This window comes from Teichococcus aestuarii (assembly GCF_042651065.1).
GTDB lineage: Bacteria > Pseudomonadota > Alphaproteobacteria > Acetobacterales > Acetobacteraceae > Pseudoroseomonas > Pseudoroseomonas aestuarii.
This window is the reverse complement of record NZ_JBHSCH010000019.1, coordinates 1-13,620: the sequence shown is the minus strand read 5'-3', so window position 1 is coordinate 13,620 and position 13,620 is coordinate 1. Positions and strand designations below refer to the sequence as shown.

Here is a 13,620-nt window from a genome sequence, read left to right as displayed (position 1 = left end):
GGCGCGGCGTCATCCGCCCGTCATGGCGGCGTCATCCGCCTGTCGCGGATGGCGTGGCAGGCCGGCGCCATGCACCAGGATCCTGACAGCGCCCGCAAGGCGCTGGGCGAAGCCCCCTTCATCGACCCCACCGCCCGCGTGCGGGACTGCACCTTCGGCCGCTGGAACGAGGTCGGCGCCCGCACCCGCATGGCCGAGAGCAGCATGGGCGACTACGCCTATGTCGTGAACGATTCGGACATCATCTACACGACGATCGGCAAGTTCTGCTCGATCGCCGCGCAGGTGCGCATCAACCCCGGCAACCACCCGCTGGACCGGGTGGCGCTGAACCACTTCACCTATCGCAGCAGCGCCTATGGCCTGGGCGAGGACGAGGCCGGCTTCTTCGACTGGCGGCGCGCGAAGCCCGTCACGCTGGGGCCGGATGTGTGGGTGGGGCACGGCGCCATCATCCTGCCCGGCGTCACGGTGGGCATGGGCGCGGCCATCGGCGCCGGCACGGTGGTGACGAAGGACGTGCCGGACTTCGCGGTGGTGGTGGGCAACCCCGGCCGCGTGCTGCGCCACCGCTTCCCCGCCGAGATCCGCGCGGCCCTCGCCCGCATCGCCTGGTGGGACTGGCCGGAGGAGCGGCTGCGCGCGGCGCTGCCCGAGATCCGCGCCCTCCCCGCCGAGGAATTCTGCCGGCGCCACGACACGGTGTAGTCTGCCGCCCGACTCACGGCAGAGAAGGGGGAACCCGCCCGATGATCCGCAGCATCCTGGTGGCGCTGGACGACACGCCCGGTGCCACCGCCGCCGGCGAGCTGGCGATCTCCCTGGCCCGGCGCGGCGGCGCCCGCCTCACCGCCGCGCTGGTGCTGGACCGGCCGCACACCAGCGGCGCGCAGCAGGCGGTGCCGATGGGCGCCGCCGCCTTCCTGGAGCGGCGCAACGCCAGCCTGGCGCGGCGCATCGAGGCGGAGGCCGAGGCGGCGCTGGCCCGCTTCGCCGCCGCCGCCGGCGACCTGCCCTTCGAGACGCTGCGGCTGGAGGACGCCCCCGCCCCCGCCCTGCTGAAGGCGGGCGCGCGGCACGACGTCATCGTCATCGGCCGCGACAGCACGCTCGGCATGGAGGAGACGCCGGACGGCCTCGCCCCCGTCATCGAGGCGCTGCTGCACCAGGGCGCCCGCCCCCTGCTGGTGGTGCCCCCGCCAGCCGAGATGACCGATTACGACCCGGCCGGCACCGTGCTGGTGGCCTATGACGCCTCCCTGCCCGCCATGCGCACGCTGCAGCTCTACGCCCTGCTGAAGCCGGAGGGCGAGGTGCGCGCCAAGGTCTTCGCCGCCGCCGAGGAGCGCGAGGCCGCCCGCCAGATGGCCGAGGACGGCGCCGCATACCTGCGCGCGCACGGCGTGGAGGCAGGCGCCGTCGGCGTCTCCGGCCAACGCCCGGCCGACCTGCTGCTGGCCGAGGCCGCCGATGGCCGCCCCCGCCTGCTGGTGATGGGCGCCTACGAGACCACCGGGCTGCGCGCCCTGCTGCTCGGCTCGGCCACGCGCAAGCTGCTGCGCGAGGCGCCCTGCCCGATCTTCGTGCACCACTGAGGCGGCCGGCGCTTTGGCCGGCGCCTTGGCGGGCGCCCCGGCCAGCGACGTCTTTGTGACCGCGGGAGCGCGGCCGGCGCACCAACCTTCGCGTCGCGGGCCGGTTCTCAACCCCATCGCATCGTGGCGGCCGGCCCCGCCGCGCCTCAGGCGGACGCACCGGAGGGCGGCGACGCAGCCGCGCGAGACCCCAGGCCGCAGAAGGCCACCATCCGGCAGGGCGACCCAGGGAATGGCCGCCGGGGCGCCTCCGGCCTGAGCATCCCCGGCCTGAGCACCCCCGGCCGGGCTTGCACCGGCCGGGCCGCGAGGGGGCGGGCGGGGCCGCCGCCACACCCGGCCCGCATGGCCGGAGCCACGCCGAGGGCCCTCATGCTGTCTCCCTTCGAACTGATCTCGCTGCTGCTCGTCCTCACCGCCGTCTTCGCCTGGACCAACCACCGCCTGCTCCGCCTGCCGGACACGGTGGGGCTGCTGGTGATGGGCCTCGTCGCCTCGCTCGTGCTGCTGGCGGGCGACCTGCTCTTCCCCGAGACGCCGCTCTACGAGGATGTCGCCGGCATCGTGCGGCAGGTGGATTTCCAGACCACCGTGCTCGACGGCATGCTGGCCTTCCTGCTCTTCGCCGGCGCGCTGCATGTGGACCTCTCGGCGCTGCGCGAGCGGGCCTGGGCGGTGGGCGTCATGGCGACGGTGGGGGTGCTGCTCTCCACCGCCATCGTCGGCCTCGGCTTCTGGGGCCTGGCCTCGCTCGCCGGCATCGGCCTGCCGCTGCCCTGGGCCTTCGTCTTCGGCGCGCTGATCAGCCCGACCGACCCGGTGGCTGTGCTGAGCACGCTCAAGGCCGTGCAGGTTCCGCGCTCCCTGGAGCTGGACATGACGGGGGAGTCGCTGTTCAACGACGGCATCGGCGTCGTCGTCTTCACCATCGCGCTGACGGTGGCGGTGGGCTCGGGGCATGGCGTGGCGGGCTTCAGCGGCGTGGCCGAGCTGTTCCTGGTGGAGGCCATCGGCGGCGCCCTGCTCGGCCTCGCCGCGGGCTACATCGCCTACCGGGCCATGCGGGTGATCGACAACTATCCCGTCGAGGTGCTGATCTCGCTCGGCCTGGTCACCGGCACCTACGCGCTCGCCGCCCGGCTCGGCACCAGCGGGCCGATCGCCATGGTGGTGGCCGGCCTCCTCATCGGCAATCGCGGCCAGCGCGACGCCATGAGCGACCTGACCCAGCGCTACCTGTTCGGCTTCTGGACGCTGGTGGACGAGATCCTGAACGCCGTCCTGTTCCTGCTGATCGGGCTGGAGGTGCTGGTGCTGCGCTCGGAGACGCTGCTGGGCTGGCTGCCGGCCTCGGCCATCCTGCTGGTGCTTCTGGCGCGCTTCGTCGCCGTCTCGCTGCCGGTGCTGGCGCTGTCGCGCTGGAACGGCTTCGTGGCCGGCACCATCCCGGTTCTGACCTGGGGCGGGCTGCGCGGCGGCATTTCCGTCGCGCTGGCCCTCTCCATCCCGGAGGCACCGGAGAAGGCCACCATCCTCTCCGCCACCTATGTGGTGGTGGTGTTCACCCTCATCGTGCAGGGGCTCAGCCTGCGCCGGCTGGTGGAGCGGACCGTGCCGCGGGGCTGAGGCGCCCCGCCGCCCGTGCCCTCAGCCGGGCGGCAGCTCAGCGGCCAGCACGCTGCCGCTCTGGCTCTCGGTGATCAGCAGGGTGGTGCCGTCCGGCGCCAGGCAGAGATTGGTGGGCAGCCGGCCGAAGCCCGTGCAGTCCACCACGAACACCGGCACGCCGAAGCCATCCACCACCCAGACCAGCCCATGGCCGGGATTGGCGACGCAGAGGCGCTCCCGCGCATCCATCGCCAGGCCATCCGGGCCCATCAGCCCGCCGGGCAGGCGCAGGAAGCACTGCGCCTTGCCCACCACCCCGTCCGCCCGCAGCGCGAAGCGCCACACCTCGCAGGAGCGGGTCATCGCCACGAAGCAATGCGCGCCGGCGCGGTCGAGCACGAGGCCGTTGGGGCTCGGCGCGTTGCGGATCAGGCAGTCCACCCGGCCGTCGGGCCAGAGGCGCCAGACGCGGCCCGTGGGGTCCTGCAGCCCGGTCTGGCCCTGGTCGGTGAGGAGGATGCTGTCCCCGGGGCCGGCCACCACGTCGTTCAGGCCGCGGAAGCCCTCCCCCGCCACATTCTCCAGCAGCGGCGCAATGCTGCCCGTCGCCGCGTCCAGGCTCAGCAGCCCGTGCCGGTGGTCGGCGAGGTAGAGGCTGCCGGCCGGGCCGGCGGCGAGGCCGTTCGGCCAGCCCTCGTATTCCGCCACCACCTCCCATTCGCGCGGTCCGACGCGGAAGACGCGGCCGAAGGGGATGTCCACCACCAGCAGGTTGCCGGCGGCGTCGAAGCAGGGGCCTTCGAGGAAGCTGTCGAGCAGGGCGCCGCCACGATTCGCGTCGCCCCAGGGGGTGCGGCGCGGCTGGCGGTGGCGGTCGGGCAGGCGGCCGAGGAGCCGCGGCGTCAGGGTGCGGGGAGAGGGGAACCACATGGGGCCGCAAGCTGCCCCCGCCGCGCTTGCGCGGCAAGGTGTCATGCCCCCGCGCCCGCGCGGCAAGGTGTCATGGCCGTCCCTCTTCCCCTCCCCGGATTCCTGACCAATGATAGCGGCAGGGACAATCCGGGGAGCGGAACCAATGGCGAAATTCGGCCTCAGCCAGCCGGTGCGGCGCATCGAGGACCCCCGCCTGCTGCAGGGGCGCGGGCGCTACACGGACGACATCGCGGCGCCCGGCCAGCTGCACGCCCATGTGCTGCGCAGCCCGCACGCCCATGCCCGCATCCTCTCCATCGACACCGAGGCCGCGCGCGCCCTGCCCGGCGTGCACGCGGTGCTGACCGGCGCCGACTGGAAGGCCGAGGGCCTCGGCGAGATCCCCTGCCTCATCCCGCTGAAGAACCGCGACGGCAGCCCGCGCGCCGAGACGCCGCGCTATGGCCTGGCCATCGACGTGGTGCGCCATGTGGGCGACCCGGTGGCCTTCATCGTCGCCGAGACCGTCCAGCAGGCGCGCGACGCCGCCGAGGCGGTGATGGTGGAGTACGAGGTGCTGCCCGCCTGCACCGATCTCGCCCGCGCCACCGAGGCCGGCCAGCCGCAGGTCTGGGACAGCGCGCCGGGCAATGTCTGCTTCGACTGGGCGGCGGGCGACCGGGAGGCGACCGACGCCCTCTTCGCCCAGGCCGCGCATGTGACGAAGCTCACCGTGGTGAACAACCGCATCGTGGTGAACAGCATGGAGGGCCGCGCGGCGCTCGCCGAGTATGACGCCGCCACCGGCAAGTTCACCCTGCACGCCGGCACCCAGGGCTCCTGGCTGGTGAAGAACCTGCTGGCCAACACGGTGTTCAACCTGCCGCCGGAGAAGTTCCGCGTCATCACCCCCGATGTCGGCGGCGGCTTCGGCATGAAGCTCTACATGTACGCCGAGTATGCGCTGTGCTGCTGGGCGGCGCGCAAGCTGGAGCGCCCGGTGAAGTGGGCCTCCGAGCGGATGGAGGCCTTCCAGTCCGACACGCAAGGCCGCGCCAACCTCACCGAGGGCGAGCTGGCGCTGGACAAGGATGGCAGGTTCCTCGCCCTGCGGACCAGGAACTACGCCGACATGGGCGGCTATCTCTCCACCTTCGCGCCCTTCATCCCCTGCGGGGCGGGCACCAAGGTGCTGGCCTCGGTCTATGGCTTCCAGGCGATCTGGGCCAACGTGCTCGGCATCATGACGAACACCGTGCCGGTCGATGCCTACCGCGGCGCCGGGCGGCCGGAGAGCAACTACCTGGTCGAGCGCCTGATCGACGCCGCGGCGCGCGAGACGGGGATCGACCGCATCGAGCTGCGCCGGCGCAACATGGTGCCCGCCAGCGCCATGCCGCACAAAACCCCGGTCGGCCAGACCTACGATTCCGGCGAGTTCGCCCAGGTGCTCGACACGGCGCTGGCCAAGGCGGACTGGGACGGCTTCGCGGCGCGGCGCGCGGAATCCGCCAGGCGCGGGAAGAAGCGCGGCATCGGCATGGCCTACTACCTGGAGGCCACGGGCGGCGACGCCTCGGAGCGCGCCGAGATGCGCTTCGCCGAGGATGGCATGGTGGAGGTGCTGGTCGGCACCCAGTCCACCGGCCAGGGGCACGAGACGGCCTATGCCATGATCACCGGGCATGAGCTGGGCATCCCGGTCGAGAAGATCCGCGTCATCCAGGGCGATTCCGACGAGATCCCGACCGGCGGCGGCACCGGCGGCGCGCGCTCGCTCTATTCCGAGGGCACAGCGCTGCTGGCCACCGCCACCACCGTCATCGAGAAGGGCAAGCAGGCGGCGAGCGAGGTGCTGGAAGCCTCGCCGGCCGACATCGAGTTCAGCACCGGCCGCTTCGCCATCGCCGGCACGGACCGCGGCATCGGCATCCTCGAACTCGCGGCGAAGCAGCGCGAGCGCGCCGCGCGCGGCGAGGCGGCGACGCTGCTGAACGCCGCCGAGGTGGCCGCCATCCCGGCGCACACCTTCCCCAATGGCTGCCACATCGCCGAAGTCGAGGTGGACCCGGAGACGGGCCATGTGGAGACCGCCCGCTACATCGTGGTGGACGATGTCGGCCATGCGCTGAACCCGCTGATCGTGCGCGGGCAGGTGCATGGCGGCGTGGCGCAGGGCATCGGCCAGGCGGTGATGGAGCGCACCGCCTACGACCCGGAGAGCGGCCAGCTGCTCTCCGCCAGCCTGAACGACTACGCCCTGCCGCGCGCCAGCGACCTGCCGGACATCGAGGTGGAGCTGGTGGAGATCCCCTGCACCACCAACCCGCTCGGCGTGAAGGGCGCGGGCGAGGCCGGCGCGGTGGGCTCGCCCCCCGCCATCATGAACGCGCTGGTGCACGCCCTCTCCGACCAGGGCATCACCCATCTCGACATGCCGGCGACGCCGGAGGTGGTGTGGAAGGCCATCGCCACGGCGCAGGCGGCCTGAGGGCGTCGGCCCGGTGCCGGGGAGCCCGCCTCCCCGGCACTTCACTCAATGAGACAAATCTCTTTATTGGGAATTTTTTAAGAGCTTCTTGATACCGATCCTGCTCCGGCCCGGTAGGAAACCGGCGGGTTTCCCTCCCCCTGCGCCGCCCGGCGCGGCAGCAGGCAGCAGGATCGACACCACAGATGAGCTTGACCGTCCCCGCGGGCGCCGTGGCCTCCTCCGGCGCCACCAGCAGGCTGAGCCAGATCGCGAGCCAGTACAGCGCCGCCAAACTCCTGGCGCTGCGGCCGGACCCGGCACCAGCCCCGTCCCCGGCCAAGCCCCAGCCCCAGCCCGCGGCCGCCTCGCCCGGCAGTGGCACCGCTTCTCCGGCCGCGGTGCTGCAGAACCTGCCGGTGCCGCAGAAGGCCCCGCAGAACGCCGGCGCGAACGGCGCCCCCGCGCCGATCCGCCTCGACTCCCCCACGGCCGCCTACATCTCGGAGAAGCTGGCCGCCGGCGACACCCGCTTCGCGGAGAAGCCCGAGCTCAGCATCGTCTCGGCGCAGGAGAGCCGCACGCGGCAGCAGATGTGGAGCCCCCGGCCCTCCACCATCATGACCGTGGGCGGCCAGGATTATGAGGTTCTGGGGGAAGCCACCGCCACGACCTATGAGGTTTCCACCCGCATCGTGAAGGTCGAGGACAGCAGCCAGGGCATCCTCTACACCTACTCGGTGCGGAGCGAGCGTCTGGCGTCCGGCGCGGGCGAATTCGGCCCGCCGCAGGTGACGCTGGAAAGGGCCGAGACAGCGCCCCCGTCCACAAGCCGGGCCATGCCGTCCCTGATGCCGGTCGCCAGCGGCGGCGCGCAGGGCGCCTCCGGCTCCGGCAAGCTGGCCGAATCCGACATGGTGGCGGAGGGCGCCAAGCTGATCACGGTGCAGAGCCGGCAGGCCGTGAACGGCTATGGCCTAGCCTGGCAGAACCCGGGCGCGCTCCTCAGCCTGTCCTACTGACCACCGGTGCATCGCCAGCCTTGGGTTGGCCCGCCGGGCAGGGTGCGGCGGCGCGGCACGGACCCGCCCGCGGGAACCGGGCGGCCGCCTGGCGCCCGGCGCCCCCGAGCGGCGTCCCGGCCGGCCGGGCCTTCCCCTCTGGTCAATATCGACGCCTCCGCCATCTCGTCTCCCGCAGACGGCGCCGATGACAGCGCGGCCCTGTTGCGCGGGCTCCAGCAGCAGGGGCAGCTCCGGCTCGGCGCCACGGCCCTCGGGGGTACGGAAGCGTACACGCCGCCGCTCGAATTCTCGCAGGCCCTCCTGGGCTTCCAGGCCGGGGAAGGCGACACGCCGCAGCCCCTCTTCAACCTGCTGGCCTGAGGGCCGGCCCGCGCTCAGCGGAAGCTCAGCTCATCCGTCTCGCACAGGTTGAGGCCACGGCGCTCCTCGGCGCGGCCATTCGCCCACACCACGCGCAGGTCGTAGGAGCAGGCGCCCTCCGGCAGCCGGATCGTCATGCGGCCGCCCGGTGGCACCGTGTCGCGGCCGAGCCGGTCCTCGCCCCAGTCATTGCTGCTGGTGGGCGAGGCGTAGAGCTCGCGGATGGCGCGGCTGCCATCGTTCACCAGGGCGAAGCTCGGATTGCCCTGCGCCACGGCGGCGGGGCCATCGGCGCCGGCGCGCAGCCCCCCGGTGCGCGCCGGGGTGCCGATCACCACGTCGCGGTCGCGGCAGGTGTCGATATCGCGCCGCTCCTCCGTCAGCCCGCCCTCGAAGACCAGGCGCAGATCGGTGCGGCAGCCGCCGGTGGGCGGCATGCGGATGGCGAGTTCCCCGCCCGCCGCCAGCCCCTCGGCGCCCAGCCGGTTCTCGCCCCATTGCCGGGTGCGGATGGGCGAGGCGTAGAGCCGCTCGATCAGCCGGCCGCTGCGGTTGGTCAGGTTGAAGGAGCCGTCCAGCTCCTCCCTCCTCTCGTCCGGCGCGCCGGTCTGGGCCAGGGCGGAAGCGGGCAGGACGGAAGCAGGCAGGACGGGCGCCAGCAGCGCCAGCAGCGCCAGCAGGGCGAGCGGCAGGAGCCGGTGCCGCCTCACCGCAGCACCAGCCGCGGCTGGATGCAGAGATCGACGCCGCGATGGTCGACCGGCGCGCCGCGCCCGGTCACGGCGCGGATGTCGAAGAGGCATTCGCCGGGCGGCAGCGGCAGGCTCAGGCTGGCGCCGGGCAGCAGCGGCCGCCCCTCCAGCCGGTCCATGCCCCAGTCCCGCTGCCCGGCGGGGGAGACATAGGCCAGGGTCACCACCTGCCGCCCGCGATTCTCCAGCAGCAGCACATGCGGCAGGGGCGGGCCCAGCACCACGCGCGGCGTGGCGCATGTGTCGATGCCGCGCAGGTCGCGCACCGCGCCATCGGCCTGCACCGCGCGCAGGTCGATCACGCAGCCGGCGCGCGGGTCGAGCCGGATGGGGCGGGCGGCGCCGGGCGGCAGGGGGGCGCCGGCCAGCCGGTCATGCCCCCAGTCGCGCGCGGCGGCGGCGCTGGCGAAGACCCGCTCCACCGGCACCGGCGTGTTGTTCAGCACGGTGAAGGAGGGGTCCGGCCCCCGATATGGCCCCTGGTGTGGCCCCTGGTATGGCCCTGGGCCCTGGGCCCGCGCCGGCATCGCCGCCGCCGCGAGTGTCAGCATGGCCATCAGCAAGGCAAGGCGCGACATGAACGGAGTCCCTCCAGAGCGAATCGCACTTCCGAGGAATGAGGCGGTGCCGGCGTGGTTGCAAGGCCCCACCCCGGCCTCGCCGGCCCGGGCCACTCAGCCCGCCGCCGCCCAGGCGCCGCTCCCCGGCTCCGGCCGCGCCAGCCCCTCCGCCTCCAGCTTGCGCAGATGCGCGAGCAGGCTGCGCCCGGCGGCCGGCACCAGCCGCGGGTCCAGCGCGCCGTAGAGGCGCGGCACCAGCACCGCCACCGCGCCCGGCCCCCCGGCCAGCGCCGCGCGCAGCGAATCCTCGCGCGCCTGGCGGTGCGCCAGCAGGGCGCGGGTGAAGCGCGCGGGCTCCGGCAGCGGCGCGCCATGGCCGGGCAGGAACAGCGCCTCCGGCCGCGCCGCCAGCCGCGCCAGGCCCGCCATGTAGGCCGCCATGTCGCCATCCGGCGGGCTGACCACGCTGGTGGACCAGCTCATCACATGGTCGGCCGAGAACAGCACGCCCGCCCCCTCCAGCGCGAAGCAGAGGTGGTTGGCGCAGTGCCCCGGCGTGTGCAGCGCGGCGAGGCGCCAGCCCTCGCCCGCCACCGTGCCGCCATCGGCCAGGGCGATGTCGGGGGTGAAGGCGTGGTCCGCCCCCTCGCCGCCGGCCTCGGGGGGCGTCTGGTGCGGGCCGAAGCCCAGCGTCGGCGCGCCGCTCGCCGCCCGCAGCGCGGCGGCGCCGGGCGAGTGGTCGCGGTGGGTGTGGCTGACCAGGATGTGGCTGACCGTCTCCCCCGCCAGGGCGGCGCGGAGGGCGGCGTGGTGCGCCGCGTCCTCCGGCCCGGGGTCGAGCACCGCCACCCGCCCCTCGCCGATCAGGTAGGTGTTGGTGCCGAGGAAGGTGAACGGCCCCGGATTGCCGCAGCGGATGCGGCGCAGCCGGGTGCCGCCGAAGCGGCCCAGCTCCTCCACCGCGCCGGTGGGCAGCGGGTCGTCCTTCAGGAAGGGAATGCTCATGCGTGCCTCCGCTTCATCTCACGGTGCAGGATGTAGAGCCCGGCGGCGACGATCAGCGCCGAGCCGGCCAGCATGGCGGGGCCGGGCACGTAGCCCCACACCACCCAGCCCAGCAGCATCGCCCAGACCAGCGCGGTGTAGGAATAGGGGCCGAGCGAGGAGACCTGGGCGCTGGCATAGGCCTCGGTGAGCAGCACCTGCGCGAGGCCGCCCAGCAGCCCGATGCCGAGCAGCAGCGGCAGGTCGGCCAGTGTGGGCGTGACCCAGACGAAGGGCAGCGCCAGCAGGCTGAAGCCGGTCATCAGCAGCGACTGCCACAGCACGATGGTGGCGCTGCTCTCGGTGCCGGAGAGCTGGCGCACCAGCATGGTGGTGAGGCCGGAGAACAGCCCGTGCACGGCGGCGGCGGCGAAGCCGGCCCAGATGATCCATTCCGGCATGCCCGGCGGCACCACATGCGCCGCGCCGAAGGCCCCCTGCCCGATGGCGATGATCAGGATGCCGACGAAGCCCGCGATCACCGCGCCCCAGCGGTGGATGCCCGGCCGCTCGCCGAGGAAGGGGATGGAGAGGATGGTGACGAAGAGCGGCGTGGAGTAGGTCAGCGCCGTCTGCTCGGCCAGCGGCAGCACGGTGAGGGAGAAGAAGGAGCAGCTCATCGCCGCCGTGCCGGTCAGCGCGCGGGCCACATGGCCGGGAAAGCGCCGCGTGCGCAGCGTGACATGCCGCCTGAGCCCGATCAGCAGCACCACCGGCAGGGCCAGGGCGTTGCGGAAGAACATCAGCTCCGGGAAGGGGATGCGGTCCCCCAGCGCCTTCACCAGCGCGCCCATGACGGTGAACAGCGCGGTGGCGCCCAGCATCATCAGCGCGCCGCGGCGCACATCGTGGCGCAGCGGCATCAGCGGGCCGCCCCCATGCGGGCCTCGCGCGCGCGCACCCGCTCGCGGTGCAGGTTGTACAGCCCGGCGGCGATGACGATGCCCGCCCCCGCCAGCGTGGCGGCGGCCGGGAACTCGCCCCAGATGAGCAGCCCCAGCACCAGCCCCCAGACCAGGGTGGTGTACTCGAAGGGCGCCAGCACCGAGACGGGGGCGATGGCGAAGGCGCGCGCGAAGAGGAAATGCGCCGCCCCGTTGGCCAGGCCGAGGAAGACCAGCGCCAGCACGGTGGGCGCGTCCGGCAGCAGGCGGGGCGGCGGGAAGAAGGGCAGCAGCAGCAGCCCCACCGGGATGTGCGCCAGCAGCAGCCAGAAGGCGATGGTGGCGGGGCTGTCGGTGCGCGTCAGCAGGCGGGTCCAGATCCGCGTCAGCGCCAGGAAGCCGACGCCGCCGAGCAGCATCGCCGCCTCCCACCGCCACAGCGCGCCGTCCGGCTGCAGCATGACCAGCACGCCCGCGAAGCCCACCCCCGTGCTGGTCCAGCGCCGCCAGCCCACCGCCTCGCCCAGCAGCGGGATGGCCAGCAGCGTCATCAGCAGCGGCGCGGCGGCGGTGACGGCGTAGCTGTCGGCCAGCGGCATCGCCCGCACCCAGGCGATGTAATAGACGAGGGTGACGGCGCAGTGCAGCAGGCTGCGCCCGGCGATCAGCCGGCCATTGACCGGCCGCAGCGAGGCGCCGCGCGCCAGCAGCGCGATGGCGATGGCGCCGAACACGCCGCGCCAGATCATGGCGGCAGCCGGCCCCACCTGGGGCAGCGCCCATTTCACCGCCGCGTCGGCGCAGGCGATGATGGCGTAGCCGAGCGCGATGAAGCCGATGCCGCGCACCGCGTCGTCGAGCACGGGGCGCGCCGGCGGCGCGGCAGGCAGCGGCGGCGCCGCGGCGATGGGGGTGGTGGCGCGGGGCACGGGCGCCCCCGAACCAGAAGCCGTGGCGGAAGCAGAGACGGAAGCGGCGGCGGAAACCGAGGCGGAGGCGGGCCGGGGCATGGGTGCCCCGGCGCGGGGTTGTCGGTCAGACAAGGGTGGCCTCGGCCACCTGGCAGGTGGCGCCCTGCGGGTCGCGCGTCTCCAGCAGGATGCGCCCCTCCGACTGCCCTTCACCTTGGCCCTCCTTCGGGCGGCCGAGCAGGGTGAGCGGGCTGCCGCCGATCGCCGGGCGCTGGCCGCGGTAGCGGAAGGCGGCCAGCCGGGCGCCGGGGCGGGACATGTCGAGCGCGTGCTGCGCCAGCCAGGTGGCCTGCAGCGGCCCGTGCACGACGAGGCCGGGATAGCCCTCCACCTGCGTCACATAGGGGTGGTCGTAGTGGATGCGGTGGCCGTTGCCGGTCAGCGCCGAGTAGCGGAACAGCAGCACCGCGTCCGGCATCACCACGGTGCTGGTGGCGTCCTCCCAGTGCGGCGCGGGGGGCGCGGCCTTCACCGCCGCGCCGCCGGCGCCGCGGTAGACGATGTCCTGCTCCTCCTCCAGCACCGGGCCGCGCGGCCCCTCCAGCACGTGCTTCACCGTGACGAAGACCAGCTCGCCGCTGCCCCCCGCCTTGCTCTCGATCGACTGGATGGTGCTGGTGCGGCGCACATCGTCGCCGCTGCGCAGCCCGCCCTGGAAGGTGACGCGCCCGCCCGCCCACATGCGGCGCTCCAGATGGTGCACCGGGGGGAGGAAGCCGCCGCGCTTCGGGTGGCCGTCCGGCCCCAGCCCGTCGGCCGGCTTCCAGTCCTGGAACAGCATCCAGTGCCAGAGCGGCGGCAGCTCGGCCTGCGGCACGGGGCGGGAGAGGGTGGCGGCCAGCCCTTCCACGAGGCGGGGGTCGATACGGTCCTCGCGCGTCTCGGCGCGGCCGACGAATTCCTGGTACGGCATCATTCCTCCCGGACGAACAGCTGGTGGCCGTCGATCTCACCCCTTCTCCGGTACTGCGCCCAGGCGCTTTCGAACAGCGGGTGGCGGCGGAAATAGGCGATGAAATCGAACGGCGCGCCGCCGCAGGCCGGAATGCCGGTGTAGTTCGAGACCAGCACCGCCGCCGGCGGCGCCTGCGCCATGCGCTCCGCCACGGTGCGGAAGACGGTGGCCTCGGCGTCGCTCATCTCCCGGGGCGCGCGGTAGCGGGCGCCGCCCTCGGGGCATCGCTGGTAGGTGGATTGCAGCAGCCACAGGCTCATGAAGGGCAGGATGGAACGGGCCTGCGCGTAGTTGATGGCCGGGTAGGCCGGCGCGATGTCCGGCGAGAGCACCAGCACGCGGGCGCCGCCCGCCTCGCGCTCCAGCCATCCGGTGAGCTCGCCCGGCGGGCCGGCGGCGAAGCGGAACTGGATCCAGGGCGACTGGTCGCCGCGCAGGGCGAAGAGGGCAAGGGCGAAGGCCAGCCCCGCGGCCAGCAGCGGCG

13 protein-coding genes and 1 pseudogene are annotated in these 13,620 nt (G+C 73.7%); 6 read left to right on the top strand and 8 right to left on the bottom strand.

The annotated features are described in order from the left end of the window. Positions 1 to 69: 69 nt before the first annotated feature. The 3 genes from ACFOY6_RS09870 to ACFOY6_RS09860 all read left to right on the top strand — a co-directional run bounded on the left by ACFOY6_RS09870 (position 70) and on the right by ACFOY6_RS09860 (position 3,221). A complete protein-coding gene (locus ACFOY6_RS09870) occupies positions 70 to 708 on the top strand; it encodes an LbetaH domain-containing protein (RefSeq protein WP_109516716.1) in 639 nt (212 codons plus the stop codon). Between the two features lie 41 nt (positions 709 to 749). Next, positions 750 to 1,595: a universal stress protein gene (locus ACFOY6_RS09865; protein ID WP_379635646.1), complete on the top strand. Its 846-nt coding sequence runs from the start codon at positions 750 to 752 to the stop codon at positions 1,593 to 1,595. Positions 1,596 to 1,967: 372 nt separating this feature from the next. Next, on the top strand, positions 1,968 to 3,221 hold the full coding sequence (locus tag ACFOY6_RS09860; RefSeq protein WP_379635648.1) for a cation:proton antiporter: 1,254 nt from the start codon (positions 1,968 to 1,970) through the stop codon (positions 3,219 to 3,221). A gap of 21 nt (positions 3,222 to 3,242) precedes the next feature. Here the strand turns inward: ACFOY6_RS09860 and ACFOY6_RS09855 are convergent, their stop codons facing one another. Beyond that, positions 3,243 to 4,133 carry an SMP-30/gluconolactonase/LRE family protein gene (locus tag ACFOY6_RS09855; RefSeq protein ID WP_379650431.1) on the bottom strand — a complete coding sequence of 297 codons (891 nt, stop codon included), beginning with the start codon at positions 4,131 to 4,133 and terminating at the stop codon, positions 3,243 to 3,245. Positions 4,134 to 4,278: 145 nt separating this feature from the next. Between ACFOY6_RS09855 and ACFOY6_RS09850 the strand changes: the two genes are divergently transcribed. The 3 genes from ACFOY6_RS09850 to ACFOY6_RS09840 all read left to right on the top strand — a co-directional run bounded on the left by ACFOY6_RS09850 (position 4,279) and on the right by ACFOY6_RS09840 (position 7,970). Beyond that, positions 4,279 to 6,606 (top strand): xanthine dehydrogenase family protein molybdopterin-binding subunit, encoded by a 2,328-nt coding sequence (locus ACFOY6_RS09850; protein ID WP_379650429.1) that lies wholly within the window; start codon positions 4,279 to 4,281, stop codon positions 6,604 to 6,606. Between the two features lie 185 nt (positions 6,607 to 6,791). Continuing rightward, the gene (locus tag ACFOY6_RS09845; RefSeq protein ID WP_379650427.1) at positions 6,792 to 7,607 is read left to right on the top strand and encodes a hypothetical protein; all 816 of its coding nucleotides are present in this window, start codon (positions 6,792 to 6,794) and stop codon (positions 7,605 to 7,607) included. A gap of 204 nt (positions 7,608 to 7,811) precedes the next feature. Next, the gene (locus tag ACFOY6_RS09840) at positions 7,812 to 7,970 is read left to right on the top strand and encodes a hypothetical protein (RefSeq protein ID WP_379635656.1); all 159 of its coding nucleotides are present in this window, start codon (positions 7,812 to 7,814) and stop codon (positions 7,968 to 7,970) included. A gap of 14 nt (positions 7,971 to 7,984) precedes the next feature. On the opposite strand, the gene ACFOY6_RS09835 is transcribed toward ACFOY6_RS09840, so the two are convergent. From ACFOY6_RS09835 to ACFOY6_RS09805, 7 genes and pseudogenes are all read right to left on the bottom strand, one after another. Then, entirely contained in the window at positions 7,985 to 8,680 is a 696-nt protein-coding gene (locus tag ACFOY6_RS09835) for a hypothetical protein (RefSeq protein WP_379650425.1), read from the bottom strand. Further along, positions 8,677 to 9,300 (bottom strand): hypothetical protein, encoded by a 624-nt coding sequence (locus ACFOY6_RS09830; RefSeq protein WP_379650423.1) that lies wholly within the window; start codon positions 9,298 to 9,300, stop codon positions 8,677 to 8,679. Before ACFOY6_RS09830 ends, ACFOY6_RS09835 begins: the two co-directional genes overlap by 4 nt. 96 nt (positions 9,301 to 9,396) lie before the next feature. After that, the gene (locus ACFOY6_RS09825; RefSeq protein ID WP_379650421.1) at positions 9,397 to 10,287 is read right to left on the bottom strand and encodes an MBL fold metallo-hydrolase; all 891 of its coding nucleotides are present in this window, start codon (positions 10,285 to 10,287) and stop codon (positions 9,397 to 9,399) included. Next, entirely contained in the window at positions 10,284 to 11,189 is a 906-nt protein-coding gene (locus ACFOY6_RS09820; RefSeq protein ID WP_379650419.1) for a DMT family transporter, read from the bottom strand. The genes ACFOY6_RS09825 and ACFOY6_RS09820 overlap by 4 nt, the downstream gene beginning before the upstream one ends. Continuing rightward, positions 11,189 to 12,139 (bottom strand): DMT family transporter, encoded by a 951-nt coding sequence (locus ACFOY6_RS09815; protein ID WP_245906250.1) that lies wholly within the window; start codon positions 12,137 to 12,139, stop codon positions 11,189 to 11,191. Before ACFOY6_RS09815 ends, ACFOY6_RS09820 begins: the two co-directional genes overlap by 1 nt. Before the next feature lie 106 nt (positions 12,140 to 12,245). Next, positions 12,246 to 13,094 carry an FAS1-like dehydratase domain-containing protein gene (locus tag ACFOY6_RS09810; protein WP_379650416.1) on the bottom strand — a complete coding sequence of 283 codons (849 nt, stop codon included), beginning with the start codon at positions 13,092 to 13,094 and terminating at the stop codon, positions 12,246 to 12,248. Next, positions 13,094 to 13,620, bottom strand: a pseudogene (locus tag ACFOY6_RS09805) (hypothetical protein); the annotation flags it as partial. The gene ACFOY6_RS09810 and the pseudogene ACFOY6_RS09805, both read right to left, overlap by 1 nt.